8 protein-coding genes, 1 tRNA gene and 1 pseudogene are annotated in these 15,204 nt (G+C 61.6%); 6 read left to right on the top strand and 4 right to left on the bottom strand.

Features of this window, described 5'->3' with window-relative positions:
- Positions 1-114 precede the first annotated feature (114 nt).
- Entirely contained in the window at positions 115-1,035 is a 921-nt protein-coding gene (locus tag O8I58_RS08215) for a lauroyl acyltransferase (RefSeq protein WP_298322190.1), read from the bottom strand.
- A 91-nt stretch (positions 1,036-1,126) separates the two neighbouring features.
- On the opposite strand from O8I58_RS08215, the pseudogene dtd reads away from it, so the two are divergent.
- The 4 genes and pseudogenes from dtd to O8I58_RS08195 all read left to right on the top strand — a co-directional run bounded on the left by dtd (position 1,127) and on the right by O8I58_RS08195 (position 6,049).
- Positions 1,127-1,565 (top strand): annotated as a pseudogene (dtd, locus tag O8I58_RS08210) (D-aminoacyl-tRNA deacylase).
- Between the two features lie 109 nt (positions 1,566-1,674).
- On the top strand, positions 1,675-3,537 hold the full coding sequence (rpoD, locus tag O8I58_RS08205; protein WP_298322189.1) for an RNA polymerase sigma factor RpoD: 1,863 nt from the start codon (positions 1,675-1,677) through the stop codon (positions 3,535-3,537).
- Between the two features lie 491 nt (positions 3,538-4,028).
- Positions 4,029-5,909: a glucans biosynthesis glucosyltransferase MdoH gene (mdoH, locus tag O8I58_RS08200; RefSeq protein ID WP_298322847.1), complete on the top strand. Its 1,881-nt coding sequence runs from the start codon at positions 4,029-4,031 to the stop codon at positions 5,907-5,909.
- A gap of 67 nt (positions 5,910-5,976) precedes the next feature.
- Positions 5,977-6,049, top strand: a tRNA-Ile gene (locus O8I58_RS08195).
- A gap of 176 nt (positions 6,050-6,225) precedes the next feature.
- Here O8I58_RS08195 and O8I58_RS08190 read toward each other — a convergent pair.
- Positions 6,226-6,561 (bottom strand): hypothetical protein, encoded by a 336-nt coding sequence (locus O8I58_RS08190; RefSeq protein WP_298322188.1) that lies wholly within the window; start codon positions 6,559-6,561, stop codon positions 6,226-6,228.
- Positions 6,562-6,984: 423 nt separating this feature from the next.
- On the opposite strand from O8I58_RS08190, the gene O8I58_RS08185 reads away from it, so the two are divergent.
- On the top strand, positions 6,985-7,989 hold the full coding sequence (locus O8I58_RS08185; protein WP_298322186.1) for a HamA C-terminal domain-containing protein: 1,005 nt from the start codon (positions 6,985-6,987) through the stop codon (positions 7,987-7,989).
- Positions 7,986-10,619 carry a DEAD/DEAH box helicase gene (locus O8I58_RS08180; RefSeq protein ID WP_298322184.1) on the top strand — a complete coding sequence of 878 codons (2,634 nt, stop codon included), beginning with the start codon at positions 7,986-7,988 and terminating at the stop codon, positions 10,617-10,619. Before O8I58_RS08185 ends, O8I58_RS08180 begins: the two co-directional genes overlap by 4 nt.
- 394 nt (positions 10,620-11,013) lie before the next feature.
- Here O8I58_RS08180 and O8I58_RS08175 read toward each other — a convergent pair whose 3' ends face one another.
- Positions 11,014-13,023, bottom strand: a complete 2,010-nt coding sequence (locus tag O8I58_RS08175) for a UvrD-helicase domain-containing protein (protein WP_298322182.1) — start codon at positions 13,021-13,023, stop codon at positions 11,014-11,016.
- Positions 13,020-15,086, bottom strand: a complete 2,067-nt coding sequence (locus O8I58_RS08170) for an ATP-dependent nuclease (RefSeq protein ID WP_298322180.1) — start codon at positions 15,084-15,086, stop codon at positions 13,020-13,022. Before O8I58_RS08170 ends, O8I58_RS08175 begins: the two co-directional genes overlap by 4 nt.
- Positions 15,087-15,204: the final 118 nt, after the last annotated feature.

The raw sequence follows: 15,204 nt of genomic DNA, 5'->3' as shown, positions 1-15,204 counted from the left end.
CACGCCATCGAACGGCGCGAACGTGCGGTCATTTTCGCCCACCCGACCGGCGAGGTGTGAAGCCGCCCACGGAACGGTGCGGCCCCGTGATGCGCCTTCGCCGTGATCTGTAGCTCAGTGCGGGTGTTTGGCGGTCCAGTACGGATCGGTTTCGCCGCTGCCCGGCGGACGCAGCGTGTAGCGCTTGTAGGTCCACTGGTACTGGGCCGGGTCGCGCCGGGCGATGCGTTCGATCTGTGCATTCAACACGGCGGTGCCGGCTTGCGCGTCCTTGTCGTCGATCCCCGGCGGGGTCGGTTCCACATGCAGGGCGAAGTCCAGCCCGGCGCCGACACGTTCGCACCAGCCCAGCAGCACGATCGCGCCGGTGCGCTCGGCCAGGCGGTTGACCAGGGTCATGGTCAGCGCGTCCACGCCGAAAAATGGCGCAAACACGCCATCGCCGGCCTTGGGCTGCTGGTCGGGCAGGATCCCGACCGCGCCGCCTTCTTTCAGGACCTTGAACAGCTGGCGCACGGCCGGGCCTTCAGCGCGGACCTGGCGGATGTTCTCGGCGCCGCGGACGCGCTGCAGGAAGGCGTCGCCCACGCCGGACGACGGCGGCTTGTAGACGATGGCGATGTCCCCGCGCGAAGCCAGCCACTGGTTCAGCAGCTCCCAGTTGCCGAAGTGCGGTGCGGCCACGATCACGCCGCGACCGGACTTCAACGCCGCGTCGTACAGGTCCTGGCCGTGGCGCTGGCGCAGGTGGCGGTCCAGGTTTTCGGCGTGCGGCCGGGTCCAGAAACGCAGGGTTTCCAGTGCCTGGCGGGCGGTGCCGCGCAGGATCCGGCGGTGCAGGTCCGCGCGTTGGCTGGGCAGCAGTTCCGGATAGGCCAGCTCCAGATTGCGTCGGGTGACGCGGCTTTCGCGGGCGTCCAGCTTGGCCCAGGTCCAGGCCAGTCCATTGCCCAGGCGGGTCAGCAGGGGCCAGGGCAGGGAGGTGAAGGCGGCTGTGGCGCGATACGCGGCCTCGGCCCAGGTCGTCGGTTTCATCCAGCCAGTCTATCGACTGGCCCGCCGCCTTGGCATTGCAAAGCACCGCCGCGGTCCGCACCTTGGCGGGCCAAGCCCGTAGGAGACCCGCATGCTGTCGTTGATCCAGCGCGTAACCCGCGCATCGGTCGTGGTGGATGGCGAAGCCGTTGGCGCCATCGGGCCAGGCCTGCTGGCCCTGGTCGGACTGGAGCCGGGCGATGGCCAGGCCCAGATCGCGCGCATGGCCGAACGCCTGCTGGGCTACCGGGTGTTCGGCGATGCCGCCGGCAAGATGAACCTGTCGCTGGCCGACACGGGCGGCGGCTTGCTGCTGGTCAGCCAGTTCACCCTGGCGGCCGATACGCAGTCCGGGATGCGGCCCAGCTTCACCACCGCCGCGCCGCCGGAACAGGCTGAACGCGGGTTCAATCAACTGGTGGAAATCTGCCGGCAACGCCATCCGGGGGTGGAAACCGGCCGGTTTCGGCGCCCACATGGTGGTGGACCTGGTCAACGACGGCCCGGTGACCTTCCTGCTGCGGAGCTGACTTCCGCGCGAAAAACCGAAACCTGAACGCCACGCGCCAGACTGGACACGGTCCGGCTGGTATAATACGTGGTTCTCCTGACCTTTCTTTTTAGGCGGCGCAAGCACCCATGGCCAACGAACGTCCTGCCCAGGCATCCGACATCAAGCTGTTGATCAGCAAGGGTCTCGAGCAAGGTTACCTGACCTATGCCGAGGTCAACGATCATCTGCCCGACGACATGGTCGATCCGGAGCAGATCGAAGACATCATCGGCATGATCAACGGCATGGGCATCGCTGTCCATGAAGTCGCACCGGATGCCGAAACCCTGCTGTTGGCTGGCGAAGCCTCCGGCAACCGTGAAGTCGACGAAACCGCGGCCGAAGAAGCCGCTGCCGCGCTGACCTCGCTCGATACCGAGGGTGGTCGCACCACCGACCCGGTCCGCATGTACATGCGTGAGATGGGCACGGTCGAACTGCTGACCCGCGAAGGCGAAATCGCCATCGCCAAGCGCATCGAGGAAGGCCTGGGCCAGGTCCAGGCTTCGCTCGGCCTGCTGCCGTCCATCGTCGAGCTGGTGCTGGAAGACTACGAGCTGCACAAGGCTGGCAAGAAGCGCCTGGCCGAAGTGATCGTGGGCTTCAACGACCAGGTCGAAGAGCCGGAGCCGCCGGCTGCCGCCACCACCGAAGCGGCCGACAGCGATAGCGATGACGACAGCGACGACGATGGCGATGATGATGACGCCGCCGAGGAAGAAGCCGGCCCGACCGGTCCGGACCCGGAAGAGGTCGCGCGCCGCATGGACGTGCTGTCGGTGGCCCTGGCCAAGTTCAAGAAGGGCTACGCGAAGGAAGGCACCAGCTTCAAGACCGGCGCCAAGCTGCGTACGGAAATGGCCGAGATGTTCGTCACGTTGAAGCTGCCGCTGGCGCTGACCGACACGCTGGTGCGCAACGTCCGCGACGTGCTGCAGAAGATCAAGGACCAGGAGCGCCGCGTGCTGCACCTGTCCACGGTCACCGCCCGCATGCCGCGCAAGGACTTCATCCGTTCGTGGGAAGGCAACCAGACCAACCTGGAATGGGTCGACGAAGCGCTCAAGCGCAAGCAGAAGTGGTCTTCGGGCCTGCGTGAGGTCAAGGACCAGATCATCGCCGAGCAGGAAGCCACCATCGAGGTCGAGAAGGGCCTGATGCTGACCCTGGCCGACATGAAGGACATCAGTCGCCAGATGGCCTATGGCGAAGCCAAGGCGCGCAAGGCCAAGAAGGAAATGGTCGAGGCCAACCTGCGCCTGGTGATCTCCATCGCCAAGAAGTACACCAACCGCGGCCTGCAGTTCCTCGACCTGATCCAGGAAGGCAACATCGGCCTGATGAAGGCCGTGGACAAGTTCGAATACCGTCGCGGCTACAAGTTCTCGACCTACGCCACCTGGTGGATCCGCCAGGCGATCACCCGCTCGATCGCCGACCAGGCGCGCACTATCCGTATCCCGGTGCACATGATCGAGACGATCAACAAGTTGAACCGCATTTCCCGCCAGATGCTCCAGCAGTACGGCCGCGAGGCCACGCCGGAGGAGCTGGCCAAGGAAATGGACATGCCCGAGGACAAGATCCGCAAGGTCATGAAGATCGCCAAGGAGCCGATCTCCATGGAAACCCCGATCGGCGACGACGAGGATTCGCACCTGGGCGATTTCATCGAGGACACCAATGTGGAGTCCCCGGTGGAGAACACCACCAACATCAACCTGATGGAAACGGTGCGCGACGTGCTCGCGGGCCTGACCCCGAGGGAAGCCAAGGTGCTGCGCATGCGCTTCGGCATCGACATGAATACCGACCACACCCTCGAGGAAGTCGGCAAGCAGTTCGACGTCACCCGCGAGCGCATCCGCCAGATCGAGGCCAAGGCGCTGCGCAAGCTGCGTCACCCGTCGCGCTCGGAAACGCTGCGCAGCTTCCTCGACATCGATTGATCATCCCTCCCTCGCCTTCGGGCGATTGAAGGATCCACGCACAGGCCCGCCATTGGCGGGCCTGTTGCGTTGTATCGCCGGCGTGCCATGCCCTGGCGCTAACGAATCGTCGATTACCATGCCGCGGGCGTTCCCCACTGCCCATCAGGAGACTGCGTGCGCCGCAGCCAAGCTTTCCATGACGCGCCGGCACAGACCGCTGCATTGCGCCGGGTAATTCCCGCGTCCCGTCGCCTTCAAGGAGATCGGAAGACGCCGCAGGGCGGCGGCATACAGCCTGCCTATCCGCGCCTGTATTCTGGTGGCCATGCTCCCGCTTCCCCCGACACCATGACCCCGATGCCGACGTCGGCCGGTCCACACCCGGCTGCGATGCCTGCCCCGGTCGCGGGCCGCCGCTTGCCGTGCTGGACCGCATGAAGACCGTCGAACCCATCCTCGTCCCGCATCAGGACATTCCGCTCACCGACGAGGCGCTGGCCTACGAGCTGATGCCTGCGCCTGCGCCGATGGACATGCCTGTGCAGTCACTGCGCACCGGTAAGCTGCGTAGTCCGCCCATGCCCTCGGCCCCGCCGAACATGGCCATGCGCCGGTTCTATGTCTTCGGTGGCACCGCTGCGATCACCCTGGCCGGGCTGTACCAGATGTTCCGGGTGATGGCGACCGATGGCCTGGGCGTGCTGGAAGTGGTGTTCCTGGGAATTTTCACGCTGCTGTTCGCGTGGGTGTCGCTGTCGTTCGTCAGCGCGCTGGCGGGCTTCCTGTTGATCGTCACCCGTCGCCGCCGGCGCCTGGGCCTGCGTCCGGAAGATCCGCTGCCCACGCCCAGGCAGCGCACCGCGCTGTTGATGCCGACCTATAACGAAGAGCCGCAGCGCCTGATGGCCGGCTTGCAGGCGATCTACGAATCGGTGCGCGAGACCGGGCACTTGGAGCAGTTCGATTTCTTCATCCTCAGCGACACCACGCGTGGCCCGATCCGCATGGACGAGGTGGCCGAGTTCCACCGGTTGCGCGAACGCCTGGGCGGCGCGCCGAACCTGTATTACCGGCACCGCGCCGACAACAGCGAGCGCAAGGCCGGCAACATCGCCGAGTGGGTGCGCCGTTTCGGCGGCGCCTACCCGCAGATGCTGATCCTGGATGCCGACAGCCTGATGACCGGCGACACCATCGTGCGCCTGGCCTGGGGTCTGGAAACACACCCGGACGTGGGCCTGATCCAGTCACTGCCATTGATCGTCAACGGCAGCACCCTGTTCGCCCGCATGCAGCAGTTTGCCGGCCGCGTATACGGGCCGGTGATCGCCCATGGCGTGGCCTGGTGGCACGGCACCGAGAGCAATTACTGGGGCCACAACGCGGTCATCCGCACCCAGGCCTTTGCCGATCACGCCGGCCTGCCCAGGCTGGGCGGGATCCGTCCATTCAACGGCCATGTGTTGAGCCACGACTTCGTCGAGGCTGCGCTGATCCGCCGGGGCGGTTGGGCCTGCCACATGACGCCTGCCCTGGGCGGCAGTTTCGAAGAAGGCCCGCCGTCGCTGACCGATCTGCTGGTGCGCGACCGCCGCTGGTGCCAGGGCAACCTGCAGCACGTGGGCGTGTTGCCGACGCGCGGCATGCACTGGATCAGCCGCACCCATTTCCTGATCGGCATCGGCCACTATCTGACCGCGCCGATGTGGGCGCTGATGATGCTGGTCGGCATCGCCATTCCGCTGGAGCAGGCCGGTGCACTGGTGAGTCTGCAGGAGCTGACGCATTTCTCGCCGGCGTCCTATTGGCGCACGCTCGACCCCGAGCGCATCGTCTACGTGTTCGGCGCCACGTTGTTCGCGCTGTTCGCACCCAAGGTGATGGGCTATCTGGCGGTGCTGGCCGATACCAAGGTGCGGCGTGGCTGTGGTGGTTGGTTCCGCATGATCATCAGCATCGTGATCGAGAGCGTGCTGGCCGCGCTGATGGCGCCGATCGTGATGTACGTGCAGTCGCGTGGCGTGGCCGAAGTGCTGGCTGGCAAGGATTCGGGTTGGGATGCGCAGCGCCGCGACGACGGCAGCATGCCGTGGTCCACGCTGTTCAAGCGCTACGGCGGGCTGTCGTTGTCCGGCGTGCTGATGGGGGCGGCAGCGTATTTCGTCTCGCCGGCGTTGCTGGCCTGGATGTCGCCGGTGATTGTCGGCCTGGTGTTCTCGATCCCGATCGTGGCGTTGACTTCATCGCGCGTGCCTGGGGTGTTCCTGCGTCGCCTGCGCATCCTCAGCATTCCCGAGGAAACCGTGCCACCGCCGATCCTGCTGCGCGCCGGCCGCCTGCGTCAGCGCATCGAAGCCGAGGCAGAAGCAAGCGCCCAGCCGGCACCGTAACTCAAGCCCGATGCACCCGGTGCAGGGGTTTCGACCATGACCGCGACCGGTACAATGCAGCGCACGCGGGCCTATAGCTCAATGGTTAGAGCAGAGGACTCATAATCCTTTGGTTCCAGGTTCGAGTCCTGGTGGGCCCAGCACCTTCTGGTGGCGCGCAGGCTGTTCTTGTAAGCAAAAATTGGCCGGATCGGACAACTTATTGTGTAAATGTAGGCATATGTTGTCCGCTGCAACCGGCGACACTGATGGCGCAAGGTCAGACAAGTGCCGCAAAATCGCGTAAAAATCACATCCGGAACAATTGCTTACGGAATTATGGCTGGCGGTATAGAAAGCCAAACGGCGAGTTCTGCGCCAGCGCATCTGCCATGTGCCCGCGAAACATCTTAGGGATCCGCTTGGCGGGATCTTCCAATATCCTCCGCCAAGCTTTACCGCAGTAAGGGCTGGAGACTCCACGGCTTTCCAATACGACGATGTTGCGTAAGGCCCGTTTGACGATCTTCGTGGCTTGTTCCTGCTGCAACCCGGCAAGATCCAAAGCGATCTGACGCTGGATACTTCGCAGCACTCGGTAGTGTGCCTTTGACTGCTCTACGGCATGCCGGCGCTCCGCCAGAGCGAGCGATACGGCGCCAACACTCTTCAACCTTTCCTCCGCTTTGCGCCGAGAAAGCATCTAGAAAAGCTAAGGCGAGTAACGGCGGCATGCAAGCTAAAGGGCCTGAATTTTTTTGCGCCAAAGCCTGTCGCGCGCATCCCATGCGCATATGACCGCTCCGACCCGTTGCAGTAGCTTGCAACGCCCCGGTCAACGCCTGCTGTGCAGCGGTAGCAGTCGGCTGCGGCAGCAGCATGAATTCGCGCGTGACTGCATCAAACCTATATCTAGTTAGCCGCCAGCATGCACGACTGCTCGCCTAGCAGCATCGCTGAAGCCCAGGATTACAGCATGCCAGACTGCTGCCATACTCACCGGCGCCGGGTACCAAGCGGGACGAATGCTTGGGAAGAGTTCGCGTAATAATCGGTGTCCGGCAAAAGGCCTTGTGACAGGGAAAGGGAACGCGGGATGGGGGAGTCCAAAGATGGACTGGAAAAGCTCGAGGCAGACTTGGCCGCGCTCAGAGACCAAGTTCAGCTATCTAATTACGTCGCTCTGACGACCTCCTCTGCGGATCCGTCGCAGCCGGCGACCAGTCTGATGCACGTACGGCTCCAAGAGAACATAGCGAACGTACAAAGTCTTGCCCGATATCTCTGGAGCAGAACGGCAAACTACGCGCTATCTCGCAAGCGGAGGCTTGAGTTCGCCGCTGAGCAGGCCGCCCTCCCACCTGGCGACATGAGCGTTTCACTCTCAATCGCGGAGGCGGCACGCGATGCTTTTCTAGAATTCAACGAGAGGTACCCCCACCGCTCGAGCGAAGTGGGCGAAGTTCTTGCCTATTGCATAGCCATCGAGCAGCTGGGCGCGGCGCAGCTTGCCGCCAAGATGTCATTGAAGACGAATAGCAACATGCCTGTGCATGGCCTCGACGGCATTCATGCCGCCGTCGAGGGAGGCTGGCTAGTGATCTATTTCTTGGAGTCAAAGCTAAGCAAGACCGCCAACGGCGGTGCCGCTGACTTCGCGGAGTCGGTCGCGGACTTCGCTTCCAACAAAAAGCAATACCGTCGTGAGTACTCTATCGTCAGGGACCTAGGAAATCTCGACACATTGGACGAGGAGAGCCGCAAGATCGCCTTGCGCTACTTCGACGTCATGGCGTCCCCCGACGACGTTCCCAAGCGCGAACGCTACGTGGGAGTGGTGCTGTATTCGGACGACAAGTTGTTCAAGGATCTCCCTCCGGTGAACAGCCAGCAGCACCCTGGCTTTCATGAGAAGGAGCTTGCCGCTATCTACTCGCAGGAACTTGAACATCACCAGAATGCTGCCATGAAACACCTCACCGACCGCGGTGCCGATCCCAACAAGTGCATCGTCTACTTCGTTGTCGTCCCCGATACGAATGAAGTGCGCGAGCTGTTTTACGGCGCCATGGGCCATGTACCAAAACAAATACAATCATGAGCTCGTTTGCCCTCGAACTGTCACAGCGTTTCACAACCAACGACAAGTATTGGAGGCTGCTGGCCAGCCTGCAGTCGGCAGGCGTCTCCACGACGCTTGAGAAGGCCCCTGAGACGAAGGAAGTCGACCCCGACGAACTTGCCAAGCTTTTGTACTGTGCCGAGGTATTCGTTCAGACCGAAGATGAAACCCTGCACCGTCAGGCTCAAGAGATTGCCATCCAGTCCCTGCTGATTGCCAAGGACAGACAGACGCGTGGGCGCGCGCTTGACCTCCTGAGTGAGCTGGGAAATTTTCCTAGTCTGAATTTCGCTGAGCGGAACATCGGCAAGGGCGACGACACCCTGCTTGGGCTTGTCAACCGCCGAATATCAGAGCGGGCCAACAGTCTCCAGATTGGAAAAGAGACTCTCGTACTCACTGCGTATCAGCGAATGGTCTGGAAGAACCTGTCGACAACGGCCGCCCAAGTCATCACCGCGCCGACGTCGGCTGGCAAGTCTTTCTTAGTGCTCGAACACCTTTGCCGGCAAGTCGAGAGCAGCGAGCACTTCACCGCTGTGTACCTGACGCCGACGCGTGCCTTGCTGTCAGAGGTCGAGAGCAAACTGCACGCTCGATTCAGTGGGCAAACTGACGTCAGAATTTCGGCGATCCCGTCTCTTGATCAGCTTGATCGGCCGAAGCAAATCTACGTACTCACGCAGGAACGACTCAGCAGCCTTCTTTCATTGGCGCCGGACAACTTGTCTTTCAACATCGTAGTCGTCGACGAGGCTCAGAACATCGCTGACGACGCGCGAGGTATGATTCTTCAGGACTGTCTTGAAAGGATCGCCCAGCGATCCTCAGCAACAAAGGTCATTCTGCTAGCACCTGGCGCGGAGGGGATGCCGGCGGTGGCCCGGTCTTTTGGTGTCACTGACTTGGTGCAACTCTCAACCAAACTGTCGCCGGTCCAACAAAATCGCATTGTTCTCAGCAAGGTCAAAGGCAATCATTTCGAGCTAAACATGGCCCTGATGGGGCGCGAAGGCGTTCGAATGCCGATGGGCAACGTGAGGGTCGAACAGTCCCTTCAAAGCAAGACCAGCCGCCTTGCCAACATCGCTATCGAATTGGGCGGCAATGACGGGTCACTCATTTACGAGACCGGCGCCCGGGAGGCGGAAAAGACTGCAGCGCAGCTCAACACCCTTCTGGAATCAAGGAGAAGAGAGCTCAAAGACGCGTCGCTGGAGGCGCTGTCCTCATTCATCGAAGAGCACGTCCACCCTGAGTACCAGCTGGCATCCATGGTGCTGCAAGGCGTCGCCTACCACTACGGTCGCATGCCTAGCCTGCTTCGCGAGGCTATAGAGACCTCATTTAAGCAAAGCGAGGGCGGGGTCAAGTACCTAGTCTGCACAACGACTCTTGCCCAGGGAGTCAACTTGCCGGCTCGCAACGTATTCATCGACACCCCCACTCGGGGTGCGGGAAAGTTACTGGATCCGGCACTGCTATGGAACTTCGCAGGCCGTGCCGGCAGGCTCAACCACGACATCGTTGGCAACGTATTCCTTCTCAACTATGAGGAGTGGGGCACGAAGCCAATGGATAAGTTCGTGCCGTTCCAAGTCAAGCCGGCCCTCGCTGAGACTCTTGTCAACGATGGAGCAGCGGTTGCTCAGGCGTTGCGCGACGGAGTTATGCCATCAGAGCAAATCAGCAAGCCCGAGACATTCCGCATTCGCGCGTGTGCCGGCCTCCTTGTGGCACATGCAGCGCGCAAGGACCTCAAGACCTATCTTGCCCGCGTAATGCCGTCGTCGGAGGACGCGATTGTTGATGACCTAGTTGGCGCTGCGGAAAGCGCTTACGCGACCATTAGGCTACCGGATGACATCTTGGTAGAGAACTGGACCATTGACCCGTTCGGGTTGCGCAAACTCTACGACTTCCTCGTAACCAAGATTGGCGAGGGCGCTGTCCACGAGTTGATTCCCGTCCCGCCGGCCGACGCACCCAAAGGGCACTACGAGAAGATTTTCGGTCGCATGGTCGAACTGGCGACGGACAAGTCGATGAAGTTCGGGCTGCTCGCTGCGCCGTTGGCCATCTGGTGGATGAAGGGCATGCCCTACCCTGTGATGCTGAAACTGTGGGCTGCGCGTCGTACGAGGACGGAAGAAAAAAAGGCAGCCGCAGCCGAAGCCGAAGGAAAGAAGCCACCGAAGCCGAAGACTATCAACCAACACATCTATGAGGCGTTCTCGCTCATTGAGGATGTCGTTAGATTCCAGTTTGTGCAGCTAGGCAAAGCTTATCGAGACGTCTTGCTCCTTGCGTTGCGCGATACTGGGAACGAAGCCCTTGTTCCGAACGTCTATCCGTTCGCACTCGCTTTGGAACTCGGAGTTTCCACTGAAGCTGGGACCGCCTACGTAGAACTGGGGCTTTCGAGAATCGCTGCCGCAGCACTTGAGGCTCTTGCGCCACATGGTGAAACCTTGACCGCCGCTGGCGCAAGGAAATTGCTGACTGACTTGGATCCGGCCAACACTACGCTAAGCCCCATCATCCTAGGCGAGTTGCGCCGGCTCGGTCTTGTGAATGAGACAAATTTCGAGTCTGCAACGGAAGCTTGATTCAACCGTTCTTTCCTTCATCTTGGTTGAAGCGCAAGTTATCTCGGATAGCGCACTGATAGCCCGCAGGCAGGTTGCGACCCGTTGCGGACATCGCCTGATCGCAACTCTTGACGCTGGACATCCCCGGCCTGAACAATCGCTTCAACGCCCTTGGATACGGGGTCTAACACGCCCTAGGCCACCAAAAATGATGATCTATCCGATCCTTGGCGTTCTAGAAGCCGACCCGCAAACCGATGGATCTTTGCTCGACTGCACGGAGTACGGCGAGCGCTAGATCGGCTTCTCGCGGGCGCTTCTCAAGTCCGCCTCGGGCCGCAATCGCAGCTCCAGCAGGGCAGCGCCCGACCCAAAGCGGTCGTCCGCATAGCGGAAGCGCGGTCCAAGCATACTAGCCCCCTTCACTTGCGCAGCAATCCACGATCTTCCAGCCCCGCTGTGTGAGCCGATTGAGTTCAGTGTCACTGAACGCATCCTTGCGCATGGCCAAGCAGAGCAGGTGAGTCGGTCGCGTCATTGCCACGTAGTGCAACTTCAATCGGCCGAGCATCCGTGTTCCCTCGGGCATGGTCTTACCTCGCGCGCCTTGGCGGAAGCCGCCTTCGCGCTCGCCCAAAAGCCACGGCTTGAGTTCGCTCAGGTGATGCTGGTGGAAGAAGCTCTCCAGAACAAGCGTGGCTGTGTGCGTCTCTCCCTTGACCGAATGGATGGACCCCAGCCGCACGTGCACTTTGGGTGCGTCGGGCGGATAAGCAAAGACGTTCACTTGCGGCGCTGTCGACGCGGCATCTTCGTGATGAACCGCGTGATCGGCTGGCCAGGCCAGGAAGCGCTCTGCCTCCGGGGTCAAGTAGGGCGCATTGCTGAGGGTTGTGACGATGGCAAAAACCCGCGGCAGAATGCTGGCCTGCCATTCGTCTTCTCGAAGCGCGCCCCGCACGGCGATGACATGCTCTACGAGCCACGCGTAGTCGGCCGCCGCCGATGCCCCTTCCAATGTTTCAATCATTCTTCGGTGAGCGGATTTGCGGCTCATGGGCGGGGGCGCCGTACCAAGAAGATTGCTGGTTGCGACGAGCGCTGACGCCAGGGCATTCACAATGCTATGTGTATTTAAGCTCTCGACCAGCTTGACTCTGGCCTTTGCGAAGTACTGCAGAAAGGTCTCAGGCGCCGATTCCTTGCGTGCATAGGCAGCGTTGTAGGTCGGCGCATAGTGTCCGATGGCACGCGGCAAATTGGCGTCCTTTTCGAGCTTGTGGACGCCCGCGACAGCCGTATAGATCCCCCGGCTTAACGCGGCGGTGTCGAAGTTGGTCACCAGGTGCGCGCCGTAACGGGGCAGGACCTCGTTGATGCTTTGATCATCGAAAAGAAATAGAACGGACGGCAGCGGTTCAGTGCGGCCCTGTGCATTAGCAGGCCCAGCCCCGATCAGAGGATGCGGTAGCACCCCAAGGCCTTTGACCTGGTCCGCCAGCACTTGGCCGAAGCGATAGCTGCGCGGGAGCGTATGTATGGGGGGCGACGGGAACTGGTCGATCTGCGCGCCGACCTGCTCGGGTCGGCTATAGATCGCCTGGTTCGAATCGCCGAAGCGCTGACGACGCGACGGAGCATCTCCGTCGGTGAAAATCCGATGCAACAGCGCGGCCTGCTCCTTGCTGTTGTCCTGGGCCTCATCAATGAAGATGAGAGGAAAGCGCCTACGTAGCGTCTGCGCGACATCAGGACGCGCATCGAGCAACTCATTGGCCCACACGAACATCTCGTCGAAGCAGTAGAAGCCCTGTTCGCTCGAGCGGCGGGCCACGCCAACCAGGGCCTGGTAGGTGGACGTGGCGGGCCCCAAGCCGCCCTTGTTGTCGCCTGTGTAGTCGGGCCGCTCGTAGATGAGGCAGTACGGCTTGAGATTCCTCTGTTGAATCGCGTATCGCCACTTGGGCGCGAGGGACCCCATGCGCTGACGAAGCGCGACCTGGGTGTCGATCACCCGTACGGAATTGCCCTTGGACCGAAGCCACGGCACGGCCAAGAACTCGTTCACGAACGAATGGATGGTGCCGACGAAGTGAGGATAGCGCAGTAGGGCGATGCCGGCGGCAGAACTGCTGAGCCGAGTTCCGATCTCGTTGCGCGCTGCGTTGGTGTGCGATAGCACGCAGATGCCCTGTTGGCGGTGCGGCCATCGCATCGCGAGGACCGCTAACTTGGCCACCAGAAGCGTCGTCTTGCCACTCCCTGGGCACGCTTCGAAATCGGCCGAGTCAAGCGTGAGCATCGCCTGCAGGCGACTATCGTCGTCGCCGACCGGCGCGAACCCATCAGGGCCCAGTCCCATCAGACGCGAGGCCACACGGACATCGCTCTCATGAATAAGGCTGGCAAGCCACTCGCTCATCCTGCCGTCGCAGCCACTTCGGCACTGCCTTCTCCGCCTGCCGGCGCGGGTGCGGGTGCGGGTGCGGGTGCGGGCGGGAAAGGATCGGTCACATGGGCGATTGCCGCGACCAGATAAGGCGGCAGGCTCTTGCGGAGTTCCTCTGGACTGAGCGTCGCAGCTTCCACCGCGGTCTCAAGTAGTTCCGCGAGGTACTGCGCGCCGATTGCCTTCGACGCGCCCTCCGACGCGAACCGCGCATAGACGTGGGCCGCACGCGTCGCTCGGTCCATTTGCCTTGCTCCGAGCGCTTTGAATTCTTCGGAGGCGGTGTGGATGACGTCCGCTTTCGCCTTCTTATCGTCCTGGATCGCTTCCTCATTTAAAGCTAGCGTGGCGGCGCACCACACCAGCTGGTCCAATCCGAAGTAAGCCAGGTCGAACTCCAAAGTCCATTCGTCGGCGACAAAGGTTTCCACCTTCTGTCCGCTCGCCTTTTCACGCTTGCTCTGCCGCAGCTCATCGAACGCAGCCCCTGGAAAGTCCTGCTTGACCCGCCATTGCCGCTTGGACGGCGGCCGGGTGGGAATTGCTTCGCCCGCTGCCAGTTTCCCGACAATCCACGGTGCGTTGTCCGGCATGACGTCCAAGTCGGTGACGCAGGCGACGGGAATGTTGATCTCGCCATCCGTCACCGGATCTTTACGCAGAAATATGCGCGCGTAGCGCCCAAGACCCAAGCCACCGACGTTGACAACGGACACGCCGTAACGTCGAAAGTCCCGGCCTAGCAGTTGGGCGATCACTGGCACCAGAATGTTCTCCGCATCGCCCTCGACTATGAGCACCGCTCGGGCGAAGAACAGGTTGGCCTTGGTGACGTCGAGAAAGCGCTCCAGGAAGCGGTAGTCGTTCTTACTGAGCTGAGTATGGCCCTCGCCCAGCGGGAACGCGCGTGCGCCTTCGATGAGTGCCAGATTACCTAGCTTTAGCTCGGACGCAAGATTCGGGCTGTGCGTGGTCACGATAATCTGGATCTGCTGGCCATCGGGCCGACGCTGGGCGGCCTGTGACTGCAGGAAGGACATTAGCCGCACCTGCCGCTGCGGGTGCAGATGCGCTTCGGGCTCTTCAATGAGCAGCAGCGGGAAGCCGTCGCTTTCCGTGGCCAGTAGGAGCAGCTCACAGGCCATAAAGAGAAGGTTGTTGGAGCCCAGTCCGCGGCTGTGGACGCTGTTCTGGTCCGCCTCGCCTGCCAGCACAAGCTCAAGCTTTTCCAGCAGCTGCCGTAGGCGCAGAGCATCGTCCAGGGCGCGACTCACGCCGATGCTGGCTTTAAGCAAGTCGTTCGCAAACGACAAGGGTTCGAGATACTCGTCGTTGAGGCGCTTGCGGGCGCTCTTGATTCCCTCACTCTCGCCGAATAGAAAGCTCGCGTAGTCGCCCAAGCCCAGAACGCTAAGCGTCTTGGGATCGGGACTGGGGCTGGTCTTGCTGTCGAAGCCGACGCCGGTCGACTTGATTTCCTTGGAGTGCTGAAGGATTTGAGACAACCGGGAACCGCGTCCCGCACTCATGGCGCGCTCGGCGTCACGAAGCGGTCGTAGATATGTCGCCATCAGTAGCGATCGGGCGCCCGAGTCGAGCATGGGACCATCACCATTCGCGCCCGTCCGCCACTCCGGCGGCAAAGTACGTCGCGAGCTGTTGTCCTTGGTGTTGCGTCTGACTACCCACGTGATGATCAGGGTCGTGTCGGCTTTTTCACCAATTTGCTCATAGGTAAGGTACTCCGCGAATGCACCTCGATCGGCAAGCGTTAGCTCGCGGAATTGCAGCCGTATAAGGATCTGGTCTGCTCGGGTCTGCCCGCCCGCGGGCTGGTGAAAGTCCGCAGTTTCGATGCGAAGCAATTCCTGATCCCGTGTCCCCAGCACCAATCGTATCGCGTCAATCACGGAGGTCTTGCCTGCATCATTCTCACCAACTAACGCGGTCAAGCCGGGATTGAGAGCCAAGGTGAAGGCCTGTGCCCCGGAGCCAAACAGGCGAAAGTTCTCAATCTCAATTTTCGAGATGTACACGCCGACCCCTTGAGAAAAAGTGCGTCCATGACTTCTGAGGCGCCACTGCTCTGATGCCCGCTAGCCACGCTGATGTGGCTTATGTTACTCGCGGAGCACACGCGCCATCGGTGTCGGC

It is taken from the genome of Pseudoxanthomonas sp. (assembly GCF_027498035.1).
Taxonomy (GTDB): Bacteria; Pseudomonadota; Gammaproteobacteria; order Xanthomonadales; family Xanthomonadaceae; genus Pseudoxanthomonas_A.
This window is presented reverse-complemented; position numbering and strand designations above follow the sequence as displayed.

What these genes read in the sequence shown, in the direction of transcription:
- O8I58_RS08215 (WP_298322190.1), bottom strand. Translation starts at nt 1,035, where the DNA reads ATGAAACCGACGACCTGGGCCGAGGCCGCGTATCGCGCCACAGCCGCC.
- rpoD (WP_298322189.1), top strand. Translation starts at nt 1,675, where the DNA reads ATGGCCAACGAACGTCCTGCCCAGGCATCCGACATCAAGCTGTTGATC.
- mdoH (WP_298322847.1), top strand. Translation starts at nt 4,029, where the DNA reads ATGCCTGCGCCTGCGCCGATGGACATGCCTGTGCAGTCACTGCGCACC.
- O8I58_RS08185 (WP_298322186.1), top strand. Translation starts at nt 6,985, where the DNA reads ATGGGGGAGTCCAAAGATGGACTGGAAAAGCTCGAGGCAGACTTGGCC.
- O8I58_RS08180 (WP_298322184.1), top strand. Translation starts at nt 7,986, where the DNA reads ATGAGCTCGTTTGCCCTCGAACTGTCACAGCGTTTCACAACCAACGAC.
- O8I58_RS08175 (WP_298322182.1), bottom strand. Translation starts at nt 13,023, where the DNA reads ATGAGCGAGTGGCTTGCCAGCCTTATTCATGAGAGCGATGTCCGTGTG.